Here is a 22,952-nt window from a genome sequence, read left to right as displayed (position 1 = left end):
CCGGTCGCCCTGTTCTTTCGTGTGTTGCGCGCAACGTCGATGCAGGCGTCCGGCCGCGATGCGCGGGACGCCGCCATTGCAGGCGCGCGGCGCGCCCGGATGCCGGCGGCGTGCACGCGAATCGACTTCTTCGCGGGCCTATCGTCGGACAAATACCAGCATCGGCTCGCATCTGCCCGTCATCGCCCATGACCCTTGTTCAACTTAGACGTCACATCGGCCCACGGCAAGCGCAACGCGCACGACCTTTTTTCGAGCCCGGCGACGCGTGCCGCGAATTATAAATGGAACCGGTTCCATTACTAGAGGATTCAATGCAATTCACTGCATCGAAATCGGCAACAATGGGGAATCCGGACGCCGGAATGTGCAAGGACGGCGAGATGGCGGACAGCATCGCCGGTCGGGCGAAGGATCGGGTGGCGGCACGCGCGTGTCGCTTTCCGGCGACGCCCGATCAGATGACGGCATCGAGTGGCAGCGCGCTCTGGGCCTCCGCATCTCACGAATACCCAGAAAAACAAATCGCCGGCACCGGATACGACCGGCATCAGCCAATTCCTGAGCTACCTGTTGCGCCACGAGCCGCAGGCCATCGGCCTGCAACTGGACGCCGAAGGCTGGGCCGATATCGATGAACTGATCGCGGGCGCCGCCCGACACGGGCGCCGGCTCGATCGCGCGACGATCGAAAGCGTGTGCGCCACCAACGACAAGCAGCGCTTCGCGCTGTCGGACGACGGCCGGCGCATCCGCGCCGTGCAGGGTCATTCGACGCCCGTCGTGCAACGCCGGTATCCGGCCGCGCAACCGCCCGAGCGCCTCTATCACGGCACGGCGACGCGCTTCCTCGATTCGATTGGCGCGCAGGGGCTGAAACCCGGCGCCCGTCATCACGTGCATCTGTCGGCGGACATCCGCACGGCGCTGGCCGTCGGCACGCGCTACGGCGTACCCGCGATCCTCGAAGTCGATGCGCGGCGCATGCACCGGCAGGGCCATACGTTCTTCGTCGCCGAAAACGGCGTCTGGCTGACCGATGCCGTGCCGGCCGAATACCTCGAGTCGATCGATACGCGCACGGCATGAGCCGCGCGCCAGTCGCCACTCACCCCGGCCAGAACATCGACGCGATCGACAACGCCAGCGCCGCGCACAGCGGCGAGTAATACAGCGTGTCCATCCGCGCGAAACGCGACCCGCGTATCCGTTTGAAGAAGCCGACATAGCGGAAATCGCCGACGGCCCGCACCGCGAAGATCAATGCGAGCGCAACGACCGCGAACGCGATCGTGCAGGGATACGCATTGCGGCCGAGCCAGCCGGCACGCGTGGCGACCACGCCTGCGCCGCCCAGCAGTGCCATCGCGACCGCAAGCGTGCCGACGGCAGTCGGCCGCAACAGCGGCACGCCGTCCTGCTCCGGAATGGCCGCACGCTTGCCCCGCCGCCCGCCGAACGCCCAGTAGACGTGCACGAGCGCGATGGCGCAAAGCGTCGGCACGCTGAAATACGCAGCGGTCATGTCGATCAATGTCCTCGTCTCGTCGTTTGCGCAAAGGATGTCGGCACACGGCCTCGCCCCGCGGCACGCAAGACGATACCGAAACCCGGCCGCGCGCGCATTGCGACTTCCGGTCGCAACCGGTCGCCGCGCATGCTGCGCTGCAGTGCGCATGAGCCGTCGCGCAGGCCGGCCGCTTGACTTCCCCCGAGGCACTACTACGCTGTTATTCCAGTACTGCGGTCGGCCCGCCGCTGGCAAGCGGCTGCCCGCACGACGACGACAACGAAGGCCATGGAGGCGACTCATGCTGATCGGTGTGCCGAAGGAGATCAAGAACCACGAATACCGCGTCGGCCTCACGCCGGCCGGCGCGCGCGAACTCACGCGGCACGGCCATCGCGTGCTCGTGCAGCGCGGCGCGGGCACGGCGATCGGCCTGCTCGACGACCACTACACGGCCGCGGGCGCGTCGCTCGGCGACGGCGCGGACGAAATCTTCGCGCGCGCCGACATGATCATCAAGGTGAAGGAGCCGCAGCCGGCCGAATGCGCGATGCTGCGGCGCGGCCAGGTCCTCTACACGTACCTGCATCTCGCGCCCGATCCCGACCAGGCCGCCGCGCTCGTGAAATCCGGCGCGGTCTGCATCGCCTACGAAACCGTAACGGGCCCGGGCGGCGGCCTGCCGTTGCTCGCGCCGATGAGCGAAGTCGCCGGCCGCATGTCGATCCAGGTCGCGGCGACCCACCTCGAAAGCCCGCGCGGCGGCCGCGGCGTGCTGATGGCTGGCGTGCCCGGCGTGCCGGCCGCGCACGTCGTCGTGCTCGGCGCCGGTGTGGTCGGCACCGGCGCGCTGCAGATGGCGGTGGGCCTGGGCGCGCGCGTCACCGTGCTCGACACCAACGTGAACCGGTTGCGCCAGCTCGATCTCGTGTTCGCCAACCGGATCGCGACCGTGTGCTCGAACGCGCATACGGTCGACGAAGCCGTGCGCGATGCCGACGTCGTGATCGGCGCCGTGCTCGTGCCGGGCGCATCGGCGCCGCGGCTCGTCACGCGCGACATGATCGCGACGATGCGCAAGGGCGCGGTCGTCGTCGACGTCGCGATCGACCAGGGCGGATGCTTCGAGACCTCGCATGCGACCACGCACGCGGCGCCGACCTTCGTCGTCGACGGGGTGGTCCACTACTGTGTCGCGAACATGCCCGGCGCGGTCGCGCGCACGTCGACCTTTGCGCTGAACAATGCAACGCTCGGCCATGCGCTCGCGCTCGCCGACAAGGGCTGGAAACAGGCGATGCTCGACGATCCGCATCTGCGCGCGGGCCTGAACGTGTGCGACGGCCACATCACGTACGAAGCGGTCGCGCTGGCGCTCGGCCTGCCCTACGTCCCGGCGACCGGCGTACTCGGATGACCTTGCCGGCATGCGTCGAACGCGTCGCGTGCGGCCGCGTTGCGTTCACGCGTCGTTCGAGCGGCTCCGCGTCGCGCCGCTGCCGTCCGCGCTGCCCGCACCGCCCATCGTGCGCGCCGGCAGCGGCCGCCGTTGCGCGAGCGTGCGCGTGGTCAGTAATGCGGCGTCAGCCAGCCGCGCCCGATCGACGGAATCCCCCGGGATTGTCGCCGTTCGCGATCATCGTCGGGATGTCGCGGCCATAGTCGGCGATCGTACGCACGCACGACGTCACAGCGATGCGCGCGGTGTCGTCGCGTAGCGCCGTTCGTAGAGCGACTGGCAATGCGTGCAGCGTTCGGCGGTCGGGCGCGCCAGCAAGCGCTGGTAGCCGACCGAGCCGTCGCAGTCGATGCATTCACCGTAACTGCCGTCGCGCATGCGCTGCTGCGCGCGGCCGATCGCGCGCAGCTCGGTCAGCTTCATGCCGATCAACGCATGGTCGACGTCGACGAAGAGGTCCGCGTTCGCCTCGTCGCCCTCGTCCGGCGCCGCGCCGGCAAGCTCCGCGTAGGATTCCGACGCGCGCTGGTCTTCGCTCGCACGGATCTCCGCGCGCAACGTCTGCTCGCTCTCGTTCAGCCGCTGCTTCAGCGTCTGCCGTTGTTGTGGGTCGAGCGACATGGCCGTCTCTCCTGTTCCGGGTTCCGCGCGAGACAAGAGCGGCGCGCGGTATCGCACCGGTGCGCGACGGCGCAGGCCTGACCTGCGCTGTCGCATCCGGATGGGCGGCCGGACGCGCGAAACGCCGGACGCATGCGACGCAGGATAAACCCATTGAACACGCGTGTGTTGACCGGAATCAGCGTGCCGTTCGCGCAGCGGCAGCGGTGCGAAAACTGGGGACGGACGCGCAATCCCGCCCGACGGCGCGCGCGGCGAAGCGCGTCGGCGTAACCGCAGCGCAGCAATTTCCGCGCGGTCGCCTCGCTTCTTTCCGCGCCCTCGAACCGCCATCGCGCGGTCGATACGATCGCTCGCGCGGCACGCCGCGGCAATCATTCGCGATCCTCAGAACGCGTTGCGCCCGATGAAGCCGCGCACCACCGTCAGCAGGATGATCTTGATGTCGAACCAGAAGCTCCAGTTCTGCATGTAGAACAGATCGAACTTCACGCGCGCCGCCATCGCCTCGACCTTGCGCGTTTCACCGCGATAGCCGTTCACTTGCGCCCATCCTGTGATGCCGGGCCGCACGCGGTAGCGGTACATGTAGCAGTCGATCAGTTGCCGATACAGGTCGTCGTGCTCGATCGCGTGCGGACGCGGGCCGACCACCGACATCTGCCCGAACAGCACGTTGAAGAACTGCGGCAGCTCGTCGAGCGACGTGCGCCGCAGGAACGCGCCGACGCGCGTGATGCGCGAATCGTTGCGCGACGCCTGCCGCACGACGCCCGGCTGCGCACGATGCACACGCATCGTCCGGAACTTCAGGATATCGAACTCGCGGCCGTCGACGCCCTTGCGACGTTGCCTGAACAGCACGGGCCCCGGCGACGACAACTTCACCGCGATCGCGAGCATCGTCAGCAGGGGCAGCAACGGAATCAGCACGCCGAACGCGAACAGCCGGTCGAACGCGAACTTGGCCCACAGCTCCGGCGCGGAGCGCGGCGTGGTCGCGAGATTGATCGCCGGCATGCCGAGCACGTCGGTCGCGGAACGATCGACCACCGCCATCTGCCGCACGTCGGGCAGCAGCCGCAACTCGACGAACTCGTCGCGCAACTCGCGCACGATGCGCTGGATCCGCCACTCGTGCGACATCGGCAGCGTGAGCCACACCTCGTCGATGTCGCCGCCGCGAATCCGGTCGCGCAACGCGTTCCAGTCGGCGATCACCGGTACGCCGCCGATGCCGCCCGCGGCGGCCGGCGCATCGTCGTCGAATACGCACGCGGCCGCGAAGGGGCCGTTCGGCGCGAGTTGCATCCGCTCGATCGCCACGCGCCCGTAAGCCGTTGCGCCGACGACGGCAACGCGGCGCTGGCGCGCACGCGAGTCGGCGCGCGTCAATGCGAGCGCCAGCAGCGCCGCGCGGCCGAGCAGCAGCACCGCGTCGCCGGCCAGCACCGTGCGCGCGATCCAGCGGGTCGTCACCGTGCCGCCGCGATTCATGATCCACATCGTGCCGGCCACCGTCAGCAGGCTCGCGCACACCACCGCCACCAGCGTGTGCGTCAGCACGTGCGCGCCGCCCTGCACCGCCACGCCGCCGCGCACGGTGCGCAGGTAGCGCGGCAGCAGCGCCACCGTCAGCACGCACAGCAGCGCGATCGCGCCGCGCTGCGCGTCGGACAGCGCATGCCAGCCGAGCCCCGACGCCGCCTGCGCGGCGAGCGCCCCGGCCAGCACGAGCACGACGTCGGCCGCCGCGATCGCGGCACGCCGGATCGCATTCGTTCCACCGGACATCGACTGCATCGTCACGCACCGTGTACGGGGAATCCGCGGTGCGCGTCCGGCATGCGCGGGCGAACCGTCGTCGGCCTCGCATGCTCGCGCGTGCCGAGCAACCGCCGATAGTCGGCGCGAATCAGGTTGTAGCATTCGCACGCGTGATGTTCGAGGCCGTCGCGGTCGAGCACCGTGATGCGGCCACGGCGTTGCCGGATCAACCCGGCCTCCTGCAGGTTTCCGGCCGCTTCCGTCACGCCCTCGCGCCGCACGCCGAGCATGTTCGCGATCGTCTGCTGGGTGACGGCCAGCTCGTCGCCGTCGATCCGGTCGTGCGCGAGCAGCAACCAGCGGCTGAGCTGCTCGCTGACCGAGTGATGCCGGTTGCACAGCGCGCTGCGCGAAATCTGCGCCATCGTCGCCTGACAGATGTTGAGCAACAGCCGGTAGGTCTGCGCCGACCGCTCGAATTCGGCGCGCATCACGCAGCTCGGCACGCGAAAGGCCATTCCGCCGATGCGCACCTCGACCCGGCTCGACGCGGCGATGCCGCCGACCAGCGTCCCCAGTCCGACCACGCCCTCGCGGCCGACCACCGCCACCTCGACCATCGCACCGTCCTCCATCAGGTGCTGCACCGACATCATCGCCGTCGTCGGAAAATGCAGATGACGCATCGGCTCGCCAACCCGGTCGAGCATCCCGGCCTTGATCCTGACCAGTTCGAGATGCGGGGCGATGGCGCGGATGCTGTCCTCGGGGAGGGCAGCAAGAATGGCGTTCGCCGAATAGCTCGAGTGAAGATGAAGCATGTCTGTATCCCTTTTATCGTCCGCGCCACCAGCAGTAGGCACGGAACTCGTTATCGCGATGCGCGCCCGGACATTGACAGCGGTTGCGGCCCACAACCCTGAATCCGACTGATCATCGGCTTGTCAACGCCGAATTAAGTCGACCGCCCCGTTTCGACACGCCATCCCGAATAAGCGATTTACGTGCCAATAGCCGCCCGTCCTTAATATATGAATCACGTCCGATTTAGAGCCCCCGAATAACCGACCCCAAAGCCGAAAAAAACGTCTCATTTCCGGACACTCCCCCATGCGGCGGACACAGCACGCATTCGACTGATCAATTCCCGCGCGCCGGATCAGGATGGTGGCGTGGCGGCCGTGACGCTTATCGTTCAAATACTTACGGCCGATTTTCAATTGTTTCCGTGATGTGCGGCGCAGCATTTCCCGGCGTCGCCGCAGCGCACACGCTCGTTTCAAACTGTCTCAAATTTGAATCGGCACACTAATTCCCGGCTCTGTCCACTACCGCACACATCACTCGCAAGCCATTGATATAAATGAAAAATCAGGCGAGCCCCATTTATTTGTCAAATAATGTTCAATGTCTTCTTGCCACTTTAGCTGTACGATTCGTCACGTTGTCCGATTGATTCCAGTCGACATAGAATGACGAGCAAGCTCACGATTCCATTTCCGGATGATTAATTCCAGAGAAAGGAATCCTTAAATCGATATAACGTTTGCGCCCAATCTAAATCGTCAAACTTTGTGAAATGGCCAAATGTGGAATTGGCTGAATTCAATTGCGTGCTAGCCTTTTTTGCGAGTATCGTCATTCCGATTTTTTGATCAACAAAGTCCGCACGATCGTGCGATTTCCATTCCGGACTTCGCCGAAGCGACGCGCGACCCCCACCTGCGAGGATGCGCCGTGACTCATCAGGCCGCCGAAGCCGTCGCCTATGCGAACGGCATGATCGAGCTTTCCCACAGCTTCGACGCCAACCGGTTTCTCGCGGCCATCGACCGCGACGAACTCGCCACGCTGAGGCCCCACCTGCAACTCGTTCACCTGAAATCCGGGCAGGTGCTGTGCGAACCCGGCGAAATGCTCGCCGCGGTCTACCTGCCGGTCACGACCGCGATTTCGCTGCAGTACGTGTCGTCCGGCGGCATGACGCTGGAAGTCGCGGAGATCGGCAGCGAAAGCGTGGTCTGCGACGACGTGATCGGCGGCAGCGGCCGGATGCCCTGCCGCGCGGTCGCGTGCCGCGACGGCTTCGTCTACCGGCTCGACCGGCGCGTCTTCGCGGCCGCGTTCGAGGCGTCGCCGGTGATCCGCCATCTCGTGTTCGTGTGCGTGCGGCTGCTGATGGCGCAAGTCGCGCAGATCACGTTCTGCAGCCGTCATCACGTGCTCAAACATCAGTTATGCAGATGGTTTCTGCTCGCGTTCGACCGCACGCGCAGCATCGAGATCCAGGTGACGCACAGCATGCTCGCGCAAATGCTCGGCGTGCGGCGCGAAACGGTCACGGACGCCGCGGGCGAAATCCAGAAGCTCGGCCTGATCCGGCAATACCGCAGCTCGATCGAGCTCGCGGACCTCGACGGCCTCGAGAAAATGTCGTGCGGCTGCCGCGCGATCGTGCGCGACGAGATGAAGCGCATCCTGTCGGCCGACTCCGGCGTGCCGGCCGCGTCGCGCGCGTGATCGGCGCGCCGGGCCGGGGCGGCGCTTCGACGCCGCCCGCGTGCCAGGTCAGCTGTTTGTAGGGTGGCGAACAGAACGCCGCGTCTGCCGATGGTTTACTGATGCCGGACTGCCGGGGGATGTCAGCGCTTGTCGCGCGTCTGCCCGAGCGGACGACACCACGCACGCCGGAGCAGCACGTGAAAAACGAAATCAGAACCATCCTGAAGCACGTCGCCCACCTCGAAGCCGCGATCGACTCGATCGGCGACGGGGACGACCTCTACGAAGCGGGCCTCTCCTCGCTCGATACGATCCAGCTGATGCTCGCGATCGAAAAGCAGTTCAACATCGAGATTCCCGACGAGATGCTGAACCGCAACCTGTTCCGCAGCATCGACGCGCTTGCGGACACGATCGTCACGCTGCAACGCACCGAGCACTCCGCATGAGCGCGCTGCTACCCGAACTCGCGTCCGACAGCGATTCGCATCGGCTCGACGAAGCCGCGCATGCCGTCGCGCAGATCGCCGCCCAGCACGCCGATGCGGTCGACCGCGACGCGCGCTGCCCCGTCGAGGCGATCGAGGCAATGCGCGTGCGCCGGCTGCTCGGCGCGATGGTGCCGGCCCATCTCGGCGGTGCCGGCGCGTCGCTGGAAGACATCGCGTCGGCCTGCTCGATCCTCGGCCAGGCGTGCGCCTCGTCGGCGATGGTGTTCGCGATGCACCAGATCCAGGTGGCCTGCATCGTCGACCATGCCGCCGACCAGGGCTGGCACAAGCTGTTCCTGCAGCAGATCGTGCGTCACCAGTGGCTGCTCGCGTCGGCCACGTCGGAAGACGGCGTCGGCGGCAACCTGCGCGCGAGCCAGTGCGCACTCGAGATCGACGGCGGCGGGTTCCGGCTGCACAAATCCGCGCCGACGATCTCGTACGGCGACTACGCGGACGGCATTCTCGCCACCGCGCGACGCGATGCGGACGCGCCGGCTTCCGAGCAGGTGCTCGTCACGCTGCTGCGCGACGGCTACACGCTCACACGCCGCGGCGAATGGGACACGCTCGGCATGCGCGGCACGTGCAGCAACGGCTTCGTGCTCGACGCGCAGGGCGCGGCCGTGCAATGCCTGCCGGTGCCGTTCGCGAAGATCGCCGAGGAAACGATGGTGCCGGTCTCGCACATCCTGTGGGCCGCGGTGTGGATCGGCGTGGCCGGCGACGCGTTTCATCGCGCGCATCAGTTCTTCCGTGCGCAGGCACGCCAGACCGACGGCGCGCCGTCTCCCGCCGCGCGGCGCATCGCCGAATCGCTCGCGCTGATGCAGGCGATGCAGGCGCGCGTCGACAACGTGCTGCGCCTCCACGCGAACGCGTCGGCGCGCTCGTGGTCGGCCGGCATGGCGTGGGCCGCCGAGATCAATACGCTGAAGACCTATGTGTCGGCGACCGCGCTCGAGGTCGCGCACCAGGCGATGATGATCTGCGGGATGGCCGGCTACAAGCAAGGCACGCCGTTCAGCATCGGCCGCCACATTCGCGACCTGCACGCGGCGCCGCTGATGATCAGCAACGACCGCATTGCCGCCAACACTGCGAGCCTGTTGCTCGCGCTGCGTCCCGCGACGCTGGAGAAACACACGTGAACGATCGCCTCGCCGTGCCCACCGCCCCCTCCGTTCCCGCCGACGCACCGCTCGACCGTGCGGGCGTCAATCCGCTGCGCGACGCGCTGATCGACGCGGGCCTGCTGGTTTCGACCGGCATCCAGGGCCTGTTCGGCCGCAGCGAGCGATTCGAGCGCGTGGTCGAAGCGCTCGACGCGTTCGTCACGCGCCTCGGCGCCGACCAGCAGGCCGAAGTGCTGCGCTTTCCGCCGGCGATGAGCCGCACCGAGTTCGAGCGCAGCGAATACATGAAGAGCTTCCCGCAACTGGCGGGCAGCGTGCATGCGTTCTGCGGCGACGAACGCCAGCATCAGCGCGTGCTGCAATGCCTCGATCGCGGCGACGACTGGACCGAAAACCAGAAGCCGACCTACGTCGTGATGACGCCGGCCGCGTGCTATCCCGTGTATCCCGTCGTCGCGCGCGCGGGCGCGCTGCCCGCCGACGGCCGGATCGTCGACGTGTTCTCGTACTGCTTCCGCCACGAACCGTCGCTCGACCCGACCCGCATGCAGTTGTTCCGGATGCGCGAGTACGTGCGGATCGGCACGCCCGAGCAGATCGTCTCGTTCCGCGAGACATGGATCGAACGCGGCACGCGGATGATCGACGCGCTGCGCCTGCCGAATGCGATCGATCTCGCGAACGACCCGTTCTTCGGGCGCGGCGGCAAGATCGTCGCGGATAGTCAGCGCGAGCAGAACCTGAAGTTCGAGCTGCTGATTCCGATCGAGCACGACGACCGGCAGACCGCGTGCCTGAGCTTCAACTACCACATGGACCACTTCGGTCTGCTGTGGGACATCCGCACCGCGACGGACGACGTCGCGCACACGGGCTGCGTCGGCTTCGGTCTCGAGCGGCTCACGCTCGCGCTGTTCCGCCACCACGGCTTCGACATCGACGCATGGCCGAGCGAGGTGCGCGACGTGCTGTGGGGCGCGCGATGAGGTTCGTTTCCCGCGACGGCGAAGACGCGTCGTTCGAGGACGTGCGCCACCGCGCGCGCCACTACCGGCCGCACCCGCTGCACAGTCAGGAGATGGTCTGGAAGCAGACCAACTGCTACGTCGACATGTGGCTCGAGGTGCTGCGGTGGTGGGGCCTCAATCCGTATGCGGCGCTGCCGTTTACGATCGCGCTCGATTTCGAGGGCGACCAGTTCACGTTCTTCAAGTTTCCGCACGACGAGCTGGAGCGACTCTACGGGATCGTCGTGCAGGAGCATTCGATCTACGAGCCGCTCGACCAGCACATCGAGACGCAGGTGGCGCGCGGCCACCTGATGATCGTCGAGGTCGACGCGTGGTTCCTGCCCGATACGCGCGGCGCCAGCTACCGCGCACAGCACACGAAGACGACGATCGGCATCGACGCGATCGACCGCGAGAAGCGCCAGATCGGCTACTTCCACAACAGCGGCTATTACGTCGCCGAGGATTTCGACTACGACGGGCTCATCGGCGGCAGTTCGCCGATGGCGCTGCCGCCGTACGTCGAATGCGCGAAGCGACGCTTTGCGCCGCTCGACGAACGCGCGCTGTGCGAAGCCTCGCTCGCCGCGTTGCAGCGCCACCTGCGGCGCCTGCCGGTCGTCGATCCGATCGCGGCGTTCCGCCGGCAGTTGCAGACCGATGCGCAGATCCTCGCGGAAGCGCCGCTCGAACGCTTCCATGCGTACTCGTTCAATTCGGTGCGGCAGCTCGGCGCGAATTTCGAACTGTTCGGCCACTATGCGCGCTGGCTGCAGGCGAGCGGCTGCACCGGGCCGTTCGCCGAGATCCGCGCCGCGTGCGATCGGATCGCGTCCGAAGCGATGGTGCTCGAATTCCGGCTCGCGCGCGCGTGCGCGCGCGGCAAGGAAGAGCGCGGCGATTCGACGCTCGAAGCGATCGAGGCCGCGTACGTCGACCTCATCGCGTGCGCGCGGCAGATCGGCGCGCCGCTGCGGCACGTGACGCCCGTGCGCGCCGACGCGGCGCCCGTGCCGGCCATGCGGTGACGCGCGCGCGCCCCCTGCCCGCGTGGTCGATGCGGGCGACGGCCGCGGGCGCCGTGCAAACGCCGCGCGACCTCCCCGCCAACCATGACGGCTGGATCGCGGCGCCGGTGCCCGGCACGGTCGCGCAGGCGCTCGCGCTGGCCGGCCGGCTCGACGAAGCCGCATCGCTCGACGAGCGCGACCATTGGTATCGACTCGAGCTGCGCGGGCGCGGGCCGCGCATCCTCCGTTTTCACGGCCTCGCGACGCTCGCGCAGGCCTGGCTCGACGACACGCCGATCCACAGCTCGGACAGCATGTTCGTTGCGCACGACGTGCCCGTGGCGCTCGACGGCACGCACCGGCTGACCGTCTGTTTCCGCGCGCTCGCGCCGCACCTGCGCGACGCGCGGGCGCCGCGGCGGGCGCGCTGGCGCACGCGCCTCGCCGAACCGGCCGCGCTGCGCACGATCCGCACGTCGCTGTTCGGGCATATGCCGGGCTGGTTTCCGCCGTATGTGCCCACCGGCCCGTGGCGGCCCATCGACGTGCTCGATCCGGCCGACGGGCCCGTTCTCGCCGATTGCACACTGCATGCACGCGTCGAAGGCGACACGGGCTGGCTCGAGGCGGAACTGACGTTCGCCGCGCCGCTGCCCGACATGTTCGCGGCGCGGCTGTCGTGCGGCGAACATCACGCGACGCTCGAACGGGCCGGCGCCGACCGGCTGCGCACGAGCGTCGCGATACCGAACGTGCGCCGCTGGTGGCCGCATACGCACGGCGAACCGGCGCTCTACGAGATCGCGCTGCATATCGGCGATGCGCGCCGGTCGCTGGGCTCGACGGGTTTTCGCACGATCGACGTCGACTCCGGCGACGACGGCAAAGGCTTCGGGCTACGCATCAACGGCGTGCCCGTATTCGCGCGCGGCGCATGCTGGAGCAGCGCCGCGCCACTCGCGCTGCACACGGACGATGCGACCTACGGCCGCCTGCTCGGGCTCGCGCGCGACGCCGGCTTCAACATGATCCGCGTCGGCGGCACGATGACCTACGAGGCCGACGCGTTCCACGCATGGTGCGACCGGCTCGGGCTGCTGGTCTGGCAGGACTTCGGTTTCGCGAACTTCGACTACGCGCTCGACGATCCCGCGTTCGCGGCCAACGTCGATCGCGAAGCGATCCAGTTCCTGTCGCGTCACGGCGCTTCGCCGTCGCTCGCGGTGCTGTGCGGCGGCAGCGAGATCGCGCAGCAGGCCGCGATGTCGGGGCTCGGGCCGAAGCAGCGTTTCCTCGAGCTGACGGCCGACAGGCTGGCCGGCCACGCGGCCGCGCACCGCCCCGATGTCCCCTACGTGCCCGATTCGCCGGACGGCGGCGTGCTGCCGTTCACGCCGCGCGAACGCGTGTCGCACTACTACGGCGTCGGCGCGTACCTGCGCCCGCTCGACGACGCGCGCCGCGCGGACGTGCGCTTTGCCAGCGAATGCCTCGCGTTCGCGAACGTGCCGTGCGATGCGACGCTCGCGGAACTCGGCTGGCCGGGCGTGCACGAACCGCGCTGGAAGGCGGCCGTGCCGCGCGACCCCGGCACGTCGTGGGATTTCGACGATATCCGCGACCATTATCTGCAGACGCTGTACGACGTCGCGCCCGACCGGCTGCGGCGCGAGGACCCGGCCCGCTATGTCGAGCTGTCGCGTGCGGTGGTCGCGGACGTGATGCGCGAGACGTTTTCCGAATGGCGGCGCACCGGTTCGCGTTGCGCGGGCGCGCTCGTGTGGCAGTTCCAGGACGTGATGCCCGGCGCCGGGTGGGGCGTGATCGACGCCGCGCACCGGCCGAAATCGGCGTGGTATGCGCTGCGCCAGGTGCTGCAACCGATCCAGGTGCTGCTCGTCGACGAAGGCCTGAACGGGCTCGACGTGCACGTGATCAACGAACGCCCAGCGCCGCTGTCGGCCTCGATCGAGCTGGTCGCGCTACGCGACGGCCGCACGCCGGTCGCGCGGGCCGGCTGCCCGGTGCGGATTGCCGCGCACGACACGGTACGGCTCGGCTCGGCCGAGCTGCTCGGCCGCTTCTTCGACTGGACCTACGCGTACCGCTTCGGCCCGTGCGAACACGATACGGTCGTCGCGACGCTGCGCGCCGACGACGGCACGCTGCTGTCGCAGGCGTTCCATTTCCCGTCCCGCACGCATCCGGCCGTGCTGGCGCGTCGCGAACCCGGGATCGAAGCATGCGTGTCGCGCACCGGTGCAACTTGGCACGTCGACATCGACACGCGGCACGTCGCCCGCCACGTGCAGATCGACGCGCCGGGCTTCATGCCGAGCGACGACTGGTTCCATCTCGCGCCCGGCACGCCGGCGCGCATCGCGCTCGTGCCGATACGGCCTGACGGGAAGCCGGCGGGAGCGAACGACAACGTCGCGCCCACGGTGGACATCCGCGCCGTGAACGCCGCGCGCGCGGTGCGCGCGACGCAGGCCGGCTGACACGACGCGCGCGGCAGCCGCGCGCATCGTGCCGCCGCGCATCAATCGGACGAGCCCGTCCCGCGCGGTCGCTCGATGCCGTACGCCTCCATCCAGCGATACAGCGTCGCGCGCGACACGCCGAGTTCGCGCGCCGAAGCGGCGACGCGCCCGCGCGTCCGCAGCAACGCGGTTTCGATCGCCTCGCGCTCGATCGACTTGCGGATGTCGGCGACCGACGGCGACGCCGCATCGAGACAATATTCGAGCTCGAGATCCTGCGCGGTGATCAGGCGCCCCTCCGTCATCACGACCGCACGGCGCACCCGGTTGATCAGTTCGCGGACATTGCCGGGCCAGTCGTGCTTGTAGAGCGCCGTGATCGCATCCGTCGAGAACCCGCGCACGCGATGGCGCGCATCGCCGCGGAAACGTTCGAGCATGTGGTGCGCGAGCAGTTCGATGTCCTTGCCGCGCGCGCGCAGCGGCGGCTGGTCGATGCGCATCACGCACAGCCGGTGGAACAGGTCGGCGCGGAAACGCCCTTCCTCCATCGCATCGCGCAGGTCGACGTGCGTCGCCGACACGATCCTGACATCGACCGGCACCGGATCGCTACCGCCAAGACGATGAATCGAACGCTCCTGCAGAAACCGCAGCAGGCTCGCCTGGCTTTCATGCGGCAGGTCGCCGATCTCGTCGAGCAGCAGCGTGCCGCCGTTCGCGGCCTCGACGTAGCCGATCTTGCGCGCGTTCGCGCCGGTAAACGCGCCGCGCTCGTAGCCGAACAGTTCGGATTGCAGCAGATGCGGTGGAATCGCGCCGCAGTTGACCGCGACGAACGGGCCGTTGCGCCGCTCAGAATGACGGTGGATCGCGACGGCCGTGAGTTCCTTGCCGGTTCCCGTCTCGCCGAACACGAACACCGGTGCGTCGGTGCGCGCGAAACGCCGCACCGTATCGAACAGCCGCAGCATCGCGCTGCAGGTGCCGACGATGCCCTTTTCCTCCGATTCGAGCTGTTCGCGATCGCGCGCGAACAGGCACTCCATGCCGTACGCATGGCCGACCGTATCGGCGATTCGCTGGTGCGACGCCGGCAGCGTGACGTAGTCGAAGCAGTAGTCGCGCAACAGCGCGCGCACGTTCGGCGAGGCCGTCTGGCCGACGTCCACGAGCGCCACCCAGACGACGTCGCGCATCGACGCGCAGGTCGACGCGATGCTGCCGATCGCATCGGCATGGCCGCCGCTCAAGTCGAGAATGCCGCAGGTAATTTCGCCCGACGTGTCGCGCAGCTCGTTCGCATGCGCGACGACCGTCACTTTCCAGTCGCGGCGCGACAATTCCTTTCGCAGCATCACGGACGGCGACTGCGTCCAGTAAATCAGCGGACGCTGCCCGTTACTGCTCCCCGCGCCGGCGCTCTTATCGCGCGTTATTGGCATATTCATAACGAACCGTCACTCTCTGCACTCCGCGAACCGTTCGCGTGCGCTACGGCCGGCGGCGCATGGCCGCCTTTCCGCGCTGCGTTTCCGCAGCTTTGGCGAAGATCGAAACTGCACACGGCGAAACCCCCGGAGGTCGAGCCGGATGTCATCCGGCCTCGTTGTCATCGAACTCGAACGGAATGCGCGGCTGCGGGAGCCATGACATTCCGGCTTTGAAGCGACCCGCCGTCAGGCGGGGCACGCCGGCAAACGGACAATCCGTCCGCATGTGCGTCGCGTCGTATACGACGGTCGCGCCCGATACGGAACCGGAAGGCCGCCAAACCGCGCCCGGATTGGCCGCCCCATTTCATCCGCACCTCAATTTACACCCCGTTTCGAGATGACCTTGTTACCAAAAGATAATCCTGAATCAGTCGGTTACGCTGCCCGTGACCCGGCGCTGCGCACTTTTGGCCACTGAGATTTGATTATCTCCGACCATTCCCGTCAATCAGTGGCAAATACTACTTTTCCGCAAGATTGATACTGTCGATTACCTGCGATTTTCACCGAAATCTCCCAAAAGTGCGTGGGACCGTCCGCCCGGACCGCATAATCGCGAGCGCCGCCGGGTCGCGGCATCGCATGGCGCCGGCGCGCGGGCTGCCCAGCCGTTACACGTCGTAATCACCGGCATCGCGCCGCGCCGCCTCTTTTCGGCGAATTCCCGCCGACAACCGTGGGTTCCAGGCGTCGGGCGCCCGGAACCAGCGCCGCGCGGTGCAGCACGACGGCCCTCCTGGCGATCGGCCGCCCCGCAGGTCTCGACCGGAAGCCGACGCACCGGCCGATCACCATGGCGGTGCAACCGCGCGACCGGCCCATCGAAAAACACCGCAATCCTCGGTCCCGCGTCCCGACGACCGGTTTGCGTCCGATGTCGGCCGGCGCGCTTCATTGCAGGCCGCCACGATCAACCCATTATGAAAAGGCACCGGCCCCGACGGTGTGTGCTACCGCACATTGCGACGCTCCGCGACGCCCACGTCGCCTCGTATCCCGCGCCGTGCATGCGAATCCGGAGCGTGAGTACGCTTTCGAACAGACCGCCACGCCACGCATCCGGATGATGAAGATCGCCGCGCCGCACGGAACGATCGCGTCCGTGCGGCGCGGCGTGCCGAAGGCATCACGCGAGGACAGCATCATGGAATGGCATTGTTGTGAATTCGAACATCTGAGCGCCGTCGATCTCTATGCAATCCTGCGCGCGCGCAACGCCGTGCTGGTGGTCGAGGATGCGCACACGCATCTCGACATCGACGGCAAGGACGTGGGCGCACTGCACGTCTATGCGAGCGTGCGCAACGGCGACACCACGGAAGTCGCCGCGTACGCACGCATCCTGCCTGGCGACGACATCGATCCGGACGTCGTGATCGACAAGGTGCTGACGAGCGAAAGCTGCCGCGACGACGACACGCTCGAACGCCTGATCGGGCGCGCGCTCACCGCCGCGCAGGCCGCATGGCCGGACACCGCGGTGCGCACGCACGTCCCGGCGCCGCGTCAGGCGTTCTACAAACAGTTCGGATTCCGCAAGGCCTACGGCCCGTATCTCGAACAGGGTGCGCCGTTCGTCGGCCTGGTACGATCGGCCGACCGTGCGGCCGGCGCGCTGCGTCACCTGCTGTCGCGGGCCGTTTCAGTCTCGCGCAACGACGACACGCGCGCCGACGGCCGCGCGCGCACCCGGCTGCCCGCCGATACCGGAGCGAACCGATGACCCGTACCCTTCGCCCCGTTCCCGAACCGGATCTGCCGAGCATCCTGCCGGTGATTCTCGCCGGCGGCTCCGGCACGCGGCTATGGCCGCTGTCGCGCGAGCAGTATCCGAAGCAGCTGATCGAGCTGGTCTCGAACGAGTCGCCGCTGTCGGCGACGGCGCGCCGCCTGAACGGCATCGCGAACGCGTCGCTCGGCGACACGCTGCTGCTCGTCTGCGGCGAACAGCATCGCTTCATGAGCGCCGAGCAAGTACAAGGCCGCTCGGCGCCCGCCCGCATCCTGCTGGAGCCGGCCGCGCGCAACACCGCACCCGCGCTGACGCTGGCGGCGCTCGACGCGAGCGCGCTCGCCGACGATCCCGTGCTGGCCGTGATGCCGGCCGACCACGTGATCGTCGATGTCGGCGCGTTCCAGGACGCGATCGCACGCGCGGCGCGCTATGCGCAGGAGGGCGCGATCGTCATGCTCGGCGTGCTGCCGCGCCGCGCGGAGACGGGCTACGGCTACATCCAGGTCGGCGAGCCGCGCTCGGGCCGCCACGGCAGCCAGGGCGGCTACGCGATCGGGCGTTTCGTCGAAAAACCCGATGCGACGCTCGCCGAACGCTATCTGCAATCGGGCGATTACTGGTGGAACAGCGGGATCTTCGTCACGCGCGCATCGGTCTGGCTGAAGGCGATCGGCGCGCTCGCGCCGGACATCCACGCCGCTTGCGAGAACGCGTGGCGCGCGGGTGTCGCCGACGATCCGTTCTTCCGGATCGATGCGGCGGCCTTCGACGCGTGCCCGTCGGATTCGATCGACTATGCGGTGATGGAGCGCCTCGCGGAACACGGCGAGCTCGGCATCGAAGGCATCGTGGTGCCGCTCGCGGCGGGCTGGTCGGACGTCGGCACGTGGGACGCGATCTGGGAAATCATGCCGAAGGACGATCACGGCAACGTCGCGCGCGGCCCGATCGTGTTCGAGGATACGCAGGACAGCCTCGTGCGTTCGGAAGGCCGCCTCATCGCGTGCGTCGGGATGAAGGACGTCGTCGTGATCGAGACGGCCGATGCGGTGCTGGTGGCGAACAAGCACGACGTGCAGCGCGTGAAGAACATCGTTGAACGCCTGAAGACCGACCGCCGCCCGCAGGCGAGCGAGCACCGCAAGGTGCAGCGGCCGTGGGGCCATTACGATTCGATCGATTTCGGCGAGCGCTTCCAGGTGAAGCGGATCGTCGTCGAACCCGGCAGGCAGCTGTCGCTCCAGATGCATTACCACCGTGCGGAGCACTGGATCGTCGTGCGCGGCACCGCGAAGGTGACGCGCGGCGCCGAGACGTTCCTGCTGTGCGAGAACGAATCGACGTATATCGCCGTCGGTGAAGTGCATCGACTCGAGAATCCCGGCCGGATTCCGCTCGAAATCATCGAGGTGCAATCGGGAAATTATCTCGGCGAGGACGATATCGTGCGGTTCGACGATCAGTATGGGCGGACAGTCGTCGGGACGGCTCAACCATCGTCAAGGACGACTTCCGCGCAGCCCACGCCGGTCGTACCGCTCTCGGCCGGAGAACCAGGCTGACGAGAAGGCGGAGGAACGCGACGCCGTTCGACCGCTGCATGCGAATCGCGCCGGCGCGTGGGCCGCGCACCGCACGATCAATCGACGCGTTGGGACCAGCGCGCCCGTCTGACGGATTCGCGCACGCGCGGCAGCAATGACGTATCGGCGCCGACGGCATCAGGCGCACCCGGCCGCGACAGGCGCGCGCTCGTGCACGGAGCGCCTCTTGCCCGATTGTTCGCAGACGCGCCCGCGGGCGCGCCGGTTGCGCACTCCGGTTCAGGTCCGACCCGCACCGGCATGCCGCCGATTCCCGACAGCCGGTTGTCCGCCAGCCGTATGTCCGAGACGTTGCCCCACAACCGAATGCCATCGAATCGCGCATTCGAAACGCGATTGCCGATCACGGTCACGCGCGACACCGAACCGGACCACGTGCTGACCTCGATCGCCGCTTGCTGCGTGAGCGGACGCGAATCGGTCCGGCCCGTCGCGGTCTGGATATCGGCAATCACGTTGCGCTCGATCCGGACGTCGGACGAGCCGACAGTGTGGTTGCTGTCTTCCTGCGCGACGAGAATCCCGGCGCTGACCTGCACGTTGCGCACGATGTTGTCCGAAATCGTAACGTCCGCGCCGCCGACCACGGTGATGCCACGGCCCCACGGGTTGCCCTCCAGCGAGTTGCCGGTAATCATCACGTTGCGGGTCAGCACGCCTTCCGCCTGGTAGCTCACCACGGCGATCATGTCGTCGCCGGTTCCGCGCACGACATTGCCCTGCACCAGCACGTTGTGCGAGCCGTGCGTCATGTGAATGCCGTCCGCCAGCGTCGACAGCACCTCGTTGCCGACGATCGCGACATCCGCGCCGCCGAACACGAAAATGCCCGCCCCTGCGCCGCCGTCGACGATGTTGTCGAGCACCTGCACGTCGCGCCCCGTTACCTCGATCTTCGTCGACCCGGGCGTCGTGAGACGCGTCGCGCCGGTTCCCGTGAGCCGGAACCCGACGAGCGTCGTACCGTCGCCGCGCAGCTCGATCGTCTGATCGTTCGGCGTTGTCGCGATCAACGTCGCGCCGAATCCCGACAGCACCACACGCGCCTGCCGCACGACGAGCGACCGGCTGACGACATAGCGCCCCGGTGCGAATACGAGCCGCTGCCCCGGCCGCAGCGCGTCGAGCGCGCGTTGCAGCGCGTCGCCCTGATCTGCCGCTGCGGGGTCCGGACGCACGTAAGCGTCCGGTACCGCCGCATCGAGCGCGGCCGGTTTGGTCGCGGAGGCCGCGTGCACGGCCAACTCCGGCCACGATAGCGCGGCCGCCATGCACATGCCGGCGACCACAATGCGCGACAGGCGTTGCAATTCATGCATATCTTACGTTTCCCTGGCAAGTCTTCGTGCGCGTCGAACCGCACGTGTCGACGGCCGACTGCGTGGCCTGCGCGCGAAGCCGACGAAAGCGGCGACGCTCCAACCTTGATTAGATCAGCGGTTCCGAACGGCTTCGGTGCGTCATCAGACCAAGCGCTCGGGCAGCGCGTCGACGACGCAATATTCCACGTGTGCGCGAATGCCCGAACGGTAGGCTCGCGAACTGTGCGCAGGCGCGCGATCCGTATCATGACCCCGATCGTCCGCGCGCCGCCCGTCCGACTTCCGCACATGACCGACCTGACCATCGCAATCTGCAACTACAACCACGGCAAGTATCTGCGCGACGCGATTGACTCGGCGCTCGCGCAGACCACGCGCGGCGTGCGCGTTCTGATCGTCGACGACGGGTCGACCGACGATTCGCGCGACATCATTCGCTCGTACGGCGAGCGCATTGCCGCGGTGTTCCAGGAGAATCGCGGTCAGGTTGCCGCGTACAACCGCGCGCTGGAGCATGTCACGTCGCGCTACGTCATTCTGCTCGACGCGGACGACCTGCTCTATGCCGACGCCGCGGCACGCGTGCTCGCCGCGTTCGCATCCGGCGATTTCGTGAAGGTCCATTTCCGTCTCGACGTGATCGCGCACGATGGCGTACGAACCGGCGCGAGCGTGCCGCAGTCGGTGGTCGATACGGATTGCGGCCGCCTGTTGCGCGCGGGCTGGCTGTACCCGTCGCCGCCTGCATCGGGCAACGCGTATCAGGTCGCTGCGCTGAAACGCATTTTTCCGGTGCCGGTCACTGCCGACAATCTGCATGGCGCCGATTTCTACGCGATCTACGGCATCGCACTGCTCGGTGCCGTCCACATGATCGATGCGACACTCGGCGGCTATCGCATGCACCAGCAGTCGAACGCAGGCGCGGCCGACGGCCCGGCCCTCGCGCTCGCCAATTCGGAAGACGCGGCAACGGGTGCACTGAAGGCCGAACGTCGCTGGTCGATCCTGCGCACGCTCGCCGGCATGCGGTTGCGTGAAGCGCTGCCGGTTGCCCCACGCGACTTCGCCATCGAGAAGGCACGCTTCGCGAGCACGCTGTATCGCGCGCCGTTGGCGCGTCGCTGGCGCTGGTTCCTGTGCGAATCGGGACGCTATTGGCATACCGTGCTGCGCAACCCGTTCTGGCGTCCGGCCAAGAAAGCGGCGGTCACCGTGTTGTCGCTCGCGTGTTTGCTGCCGTCGTCGACGCTGAGCAATCGTGCGATCCGCTATCTGTCCAATCCGCTCGCTCGCGTACGCAAGCCACCCGCCCAGCGCGCCGACGCGCGATGAATACCTTCCGGGCGCGATTGCGGCAGCCGATTCGCTCGTTCGGTTAGCCATCGCACCGAGTGCGCGCGGCATGCGCTCCACAATGGTCCGGACCAGTTGATGCATGCGTGACAGTAGACATTCGCGGCCGCGTCGCGTGTTCGTTCGACCAAGCACGACAAACCGGAAGCAATGGCGGCGGCGATCCCGCATCAATCAATCAGGAATGCGTAATGGATTGGACGTTCGGTGTGCGTGACTCGCTGACGACTTGACGATACGCCGCCCCATCGTCGCACAGGGCAACGAACAGCGCGACCGAATCGACAGACCGAGAGATGACCCGAGAAAAGATCGTTCATATTGCCGAAGCATTTGGCGGCGGCGTGCTGTCGATGCTCACCTATCTCGCCAATCATGCCGCCGCGGCCGGCGTGGACGTGACGGTGCTGCACTCGATCCGGCCCGAAACGCCGGCCAATTTCCCGACGCTGTTCCGGCCCGACGTGACGCTGGTCCATGTCGACATGGTGCGCGAGGTCAACGCCCGGCAGGATCTGCGCAGCGTGCACGCGCTCGTCCGTAACCTGCGCGACTGCAAGCCGACCGCGATTCATCTGCACTCGTCGAAGGCCGGCGTGCTGGGACGCATCGCCGCCCGGATCGCCGCCCCGAATGCAACGGTCCTCTACTCGCCGCACGGCCTGTCATTCCTGCGCTGCGACGTGTCGCCCATCAAGCAGTTCGCGTATCTGAGCTTCGAGCGCATCGCGGCGCGCATCGGCGGCACGATTGTCGCGTGCTCGGGCAGCGAGCTCGGCGAGATCAACGGGAAAGTCAGGCCGAGGTCGGCGGTCCTGGTGGAAAACGGCGTGAACGTCGCGGAGATTCCGGCCCGCCGTACGCGCGACGACCACAAGGTCGTGATCGGGATGAGCGGTCGCGCGTCGTTCCAGAAGAATCATGACGCATTCGTACGACTCGCCGACACGTTGCACGGCGCCGGCGTCGAGTTTCTGTGGATCGGCGGCAACGCGGCCGAGATCCCGGATTCCGCCGCGCGCGAGGCCGTCGCATGCAGCGGCTGGGTGACCCGCGAGCGCGCGCTGGCGCTGACGTCGGAACTCGACATCTATGTCCAGACCTCGCGCTGGGAAGGCATGCCGGTCGCGCTGATCGAAGCGCAGGTTGCCGGAATCCCGGCCGTGGTGACGAACGTCGTCGGCAATCGCGACGTGGTGATTCACGGCGTGACGGGCTATGTCGCGTCGACCCCCGACGAGATGGTCGAGTACGTGACCACGCTCCGCGACGATCGGCAGCTTCGCGAGCAGATGGGCGAGGCAGCACGAAATCGCGCCATTCAGCGGTTTTCGATGAGCGCGATCTTCCGGCAATGGCATGCGCTTTACGGACTCGGCACCGACGAGCCGCGCGTCGACACGCGCGACTTCAAGCCGGTTGCAGCGGATCACGTCAAAGCCTGATTTCG

The 22,952-nt window shown here is 67.5% G+C and carries 18 protein-coding genes; 12 read left to right on the top strand and 6 right to left on the bottom strand.

The genetic code is table 11. The features are described from left to right. Positions 1-549 precede the first annotated feature (549 nt). Positions 550-1,089, top strand: a complete 540-nt coding sequence (locus tag CFB89_RS21675) for an RNA 2'-phosphotransferase (protein ID WP_089470565.1) — start codon at positions 550-552, stop codon at positions 1,087-1,089. 19 nt (positions 1,090-1,108) lie between these two features. Here the strand turns inward: CFB89_RS21675 and CFB89_RS21670 are convergent, their stop codons facing one another. Next, positions 1,109-1,525, bottom strand: coding sequence for a DUF3995 domain-containing protein (locus CFB89_RS21670; protein ID WP_089469661.1), 417 nt, complete (start codon positions 1,523-1,525; stop codon positions 1,109-1,111). Between the two features lie 286 nt (positions 1,526-1,811). On the opposite strand from CFB89_RS21670, the gene ald reads away from it, so the two are divergent. Next, positions 1,812-2,927, top strand: coding sequence for an alanine dehydrogenase (gene ald, locus CFB89_RS21665; RefSeq protein WP_089469660.1), 1,116 nt, complete (start codon positions 1,812-1,814; stop codon positions 2,925-2,927). 270 nt (positions 2,928-3,197) lie between these two features. Here the strand turns inward: ald and CFB89_RS21660 are convergent, their stop codons facing one another. The 3 genes from CFB89_RS21660 to CFB89_RS21650 form a co-directional block, all read right to left on the bottom strand. Further along, positions 3,198-3,590, bottom strand: a complete 393-nt coding sequence (locus CFB89_RS21660) for a TraR/DksA family transcriptional regulator (RefSeq protein ID WP_089469659.1) — start codon at positions 3,588-3,590, stop codon at positions 3,198-3,200. Positions 3,591-3,977: 387 nt separating this feature from the next. Beyond that, the gene (locus CFB89_RS21655; protein WP_089470564.1) at positions 3,978-5,384 is read right to left on the bottom strand and encodes an undecaprenyl-phosphate glucose phosphotransferase; all 1,407 of its coding nucleotides are present in this window, start codon (positions 5,382-5,384) and stop codon (positions 3,978-3,980) included. An 11-nt stretch (positions 5,385-5,395) separates the two neighbouring features. After that, on the bottom strand, positions 5,396-6,178 hold the full coding sequence (locus CFB89_RS21650) for a Crp/Fnr family transcriptional regulator (protein WP_089469658.1): 783 nt from the start codon (positions 6,176-6,178) through the stop codon (positions 5,396-5,398). A 916-nt stretch (positions 6,179-7,094) separates the two neighbouring features. On the opposite strand from CFB89_RS21650, the gene CFB89_RS21645 reads away from it, so the two are divergent. The 6 genes from CFB89_RS21645 (at position 7,095) to CFB89_RS21620 (ending at position 14,007) form a co-directional block, all read left to right on the top strand. Then, positions 7,095-7,877: a Crp/Fnr family transcriptional regulator gene (locus CFB89_RS21645; protein WP_179233509.1), complete on the top strand. Its 783-nt coding sequence runs from the start codon at positions 7,095-7,097 to the stop codon at positions 7,875-7,877. Between the two features lie 179 nt (positions 7,878-8,056). After that, positions 8,057-8,308, top strand: a complete 252-nt coding sequence (locus CFB89_RS21640) for an acyl carrier protein (protein ID WP_179233508.1) — start codon at positions 8,057-8,059, stop codon at positions 8,306-8,308. Then, entirely contained in the window at positions 8,305-9,501 is a 1,197-nt protein-coding gene (locus tag CFB89_RS21635; protein WP_089469656.1) for an acyl-CoA dehydrogenase family protein, read from the top strand. Before CFB89_RS21640 ends, CFB89_RS21635 begins: the two co-directional genes overlap by 4 nt. Then, complete coding sequence (locus tag CFB89_RS21630) at positions 9,498-10,472, top strand: amino acid--[acyl-carrier-protein] ligase (protein ID WP_089469655.1); 975 nt, start codon at positions 9,498-9,500, stop codon at positions 10,470-10,472. The genes CFB89_RS21635 and CFB89_RS21630 overlap by 4 nt, the downstream gene beginning before the upstream one ends. Further along, a complete protein-coding gene (locus tag CFB89_RS21625) occupies positions 10,469-11,524 on the top strand; it encodes a DUF1839 family protein (protein WP_089470562.1) in 1,056 nt (351 codons plus the stop codon). Before CFB89_RS21630 ends, CFB89_RS21625 begins: the two co-directional genes overlap by 4 nt. Before the next feature lie 29 nt (positions 11,525-11,553). Continuing rightward, a complete protein-coding gene (locus CFB89_RS21620; protein ID WP_256979737.1) occupies positions 11,554-14,007 on the top strand; it encodes a glycoside hydrolase family 2 protein in 2,454 nt (817 codons plus the stop codon). Positions 14,008-14,048: 41 nt separating this feature from the next. Here the strand turns inward: CFB89_RS21620 and CFB89_RS21615 are convergent, their stop codons facing one another. Continuing rightward, a complete protein-coding gene (locus CFB89_RS21615; protein WP_179233507.1) occupies positions 14,049-15,440 on the bottom strand; it encodes a sigma-54 dependent transcriptional regulator in 1,392 nt (463 codons plus the stop codon). Positions 15,441-16,629: 1,189 nt separating this feature from the next. On the opposite strand from CFB89_RS21615, the gene CFB89_RS21605 reads away from it, so the two are divergent. Further along, on the top strand, positions 16,630-17,208 hold the full coding sequence (locus tag CFB89_RS21605) for a drug:proton antiporter (protein ID WP_089470559.1): 579 nt from the start codon (positions 16,630-16,632) through the stop codon (positions 17,206-17,208). Then, positions 17,205-18,782 carry a mannose-1-phosphate guanylyltransferase/mannose-6-phosphate isomerase gene (locus tag CFB89_RS21600; protein WP_089469654.1) on the top strand — a complete coding sequence of 526 codons (1,578 nt, stop codon included), beginning with the start codon at positions 17,205-17,207 and terminating at the stop codon, positions 18,780-18,782. Before CFB89_RS21605 ends, CFB89_RS21600 begins: the two co-directional genes overlap by 4 nt. Positions 18,783-18,859: 77 nt before the next feature. On the opposite strand, the gene CFB89_RS21595 is transcribed toward CFB89_RS21600, so the two are convergent. Continuing rightward, entirely contained in the window at positions 18,860-20,143 is a 1,284-nt protein-coding gene (locus CFB89_RS21595) for a nitrous oxide reductase family maturation protein NosD (RefSeq protein ID WP_089469653.1), read from the bottom strand. Between the two features lie 291 nt (positions 20,144-20,434). Here CFB89_RS21595 and CFB89_RS21590 point away from each other — a divergent pair, with 291 nt between their 5' ends. Then, complete coding sequence (locus CFB89_RS21590) at positions 20,435-21,481, top strand: glycosyltransferase family 2 protein (protein ID WP_089469652.1); 1,047 nt, start codon at positions 20,435-20,437, stop codon at positions 21,479-21,481. Positions 21,482-21,798: 317 nt separating this feature from the next. Next, positions 21,799-22,947, top strand: coding sequence for a glycosyltransferase (locus CFB89_RS21585; RefSeq protein WP_089469651.1), 1,149 nt, complete (start codon positions 21,799-21,801; stop codon positions 22,945-22,947). Positions 22,948-22,952 lie beyond the last annotated feature (5 nt).

The sequence above is a fragment of the Burkholderia sp. AU16741 genome, assembly GCF_002223345.1.
Classification (GTDB): Bacteria; Pseudomonadota; Gammaproteobacteria; order Burkholderiales; family Burkholderiaceae; genus Burkholderia; species Burkholderia sola.
The sequence above is the reverse complement of the archived record's forward strand: the minus strand, read 5'-3'. Positions and strand labels throughout refer to the sequence as shown.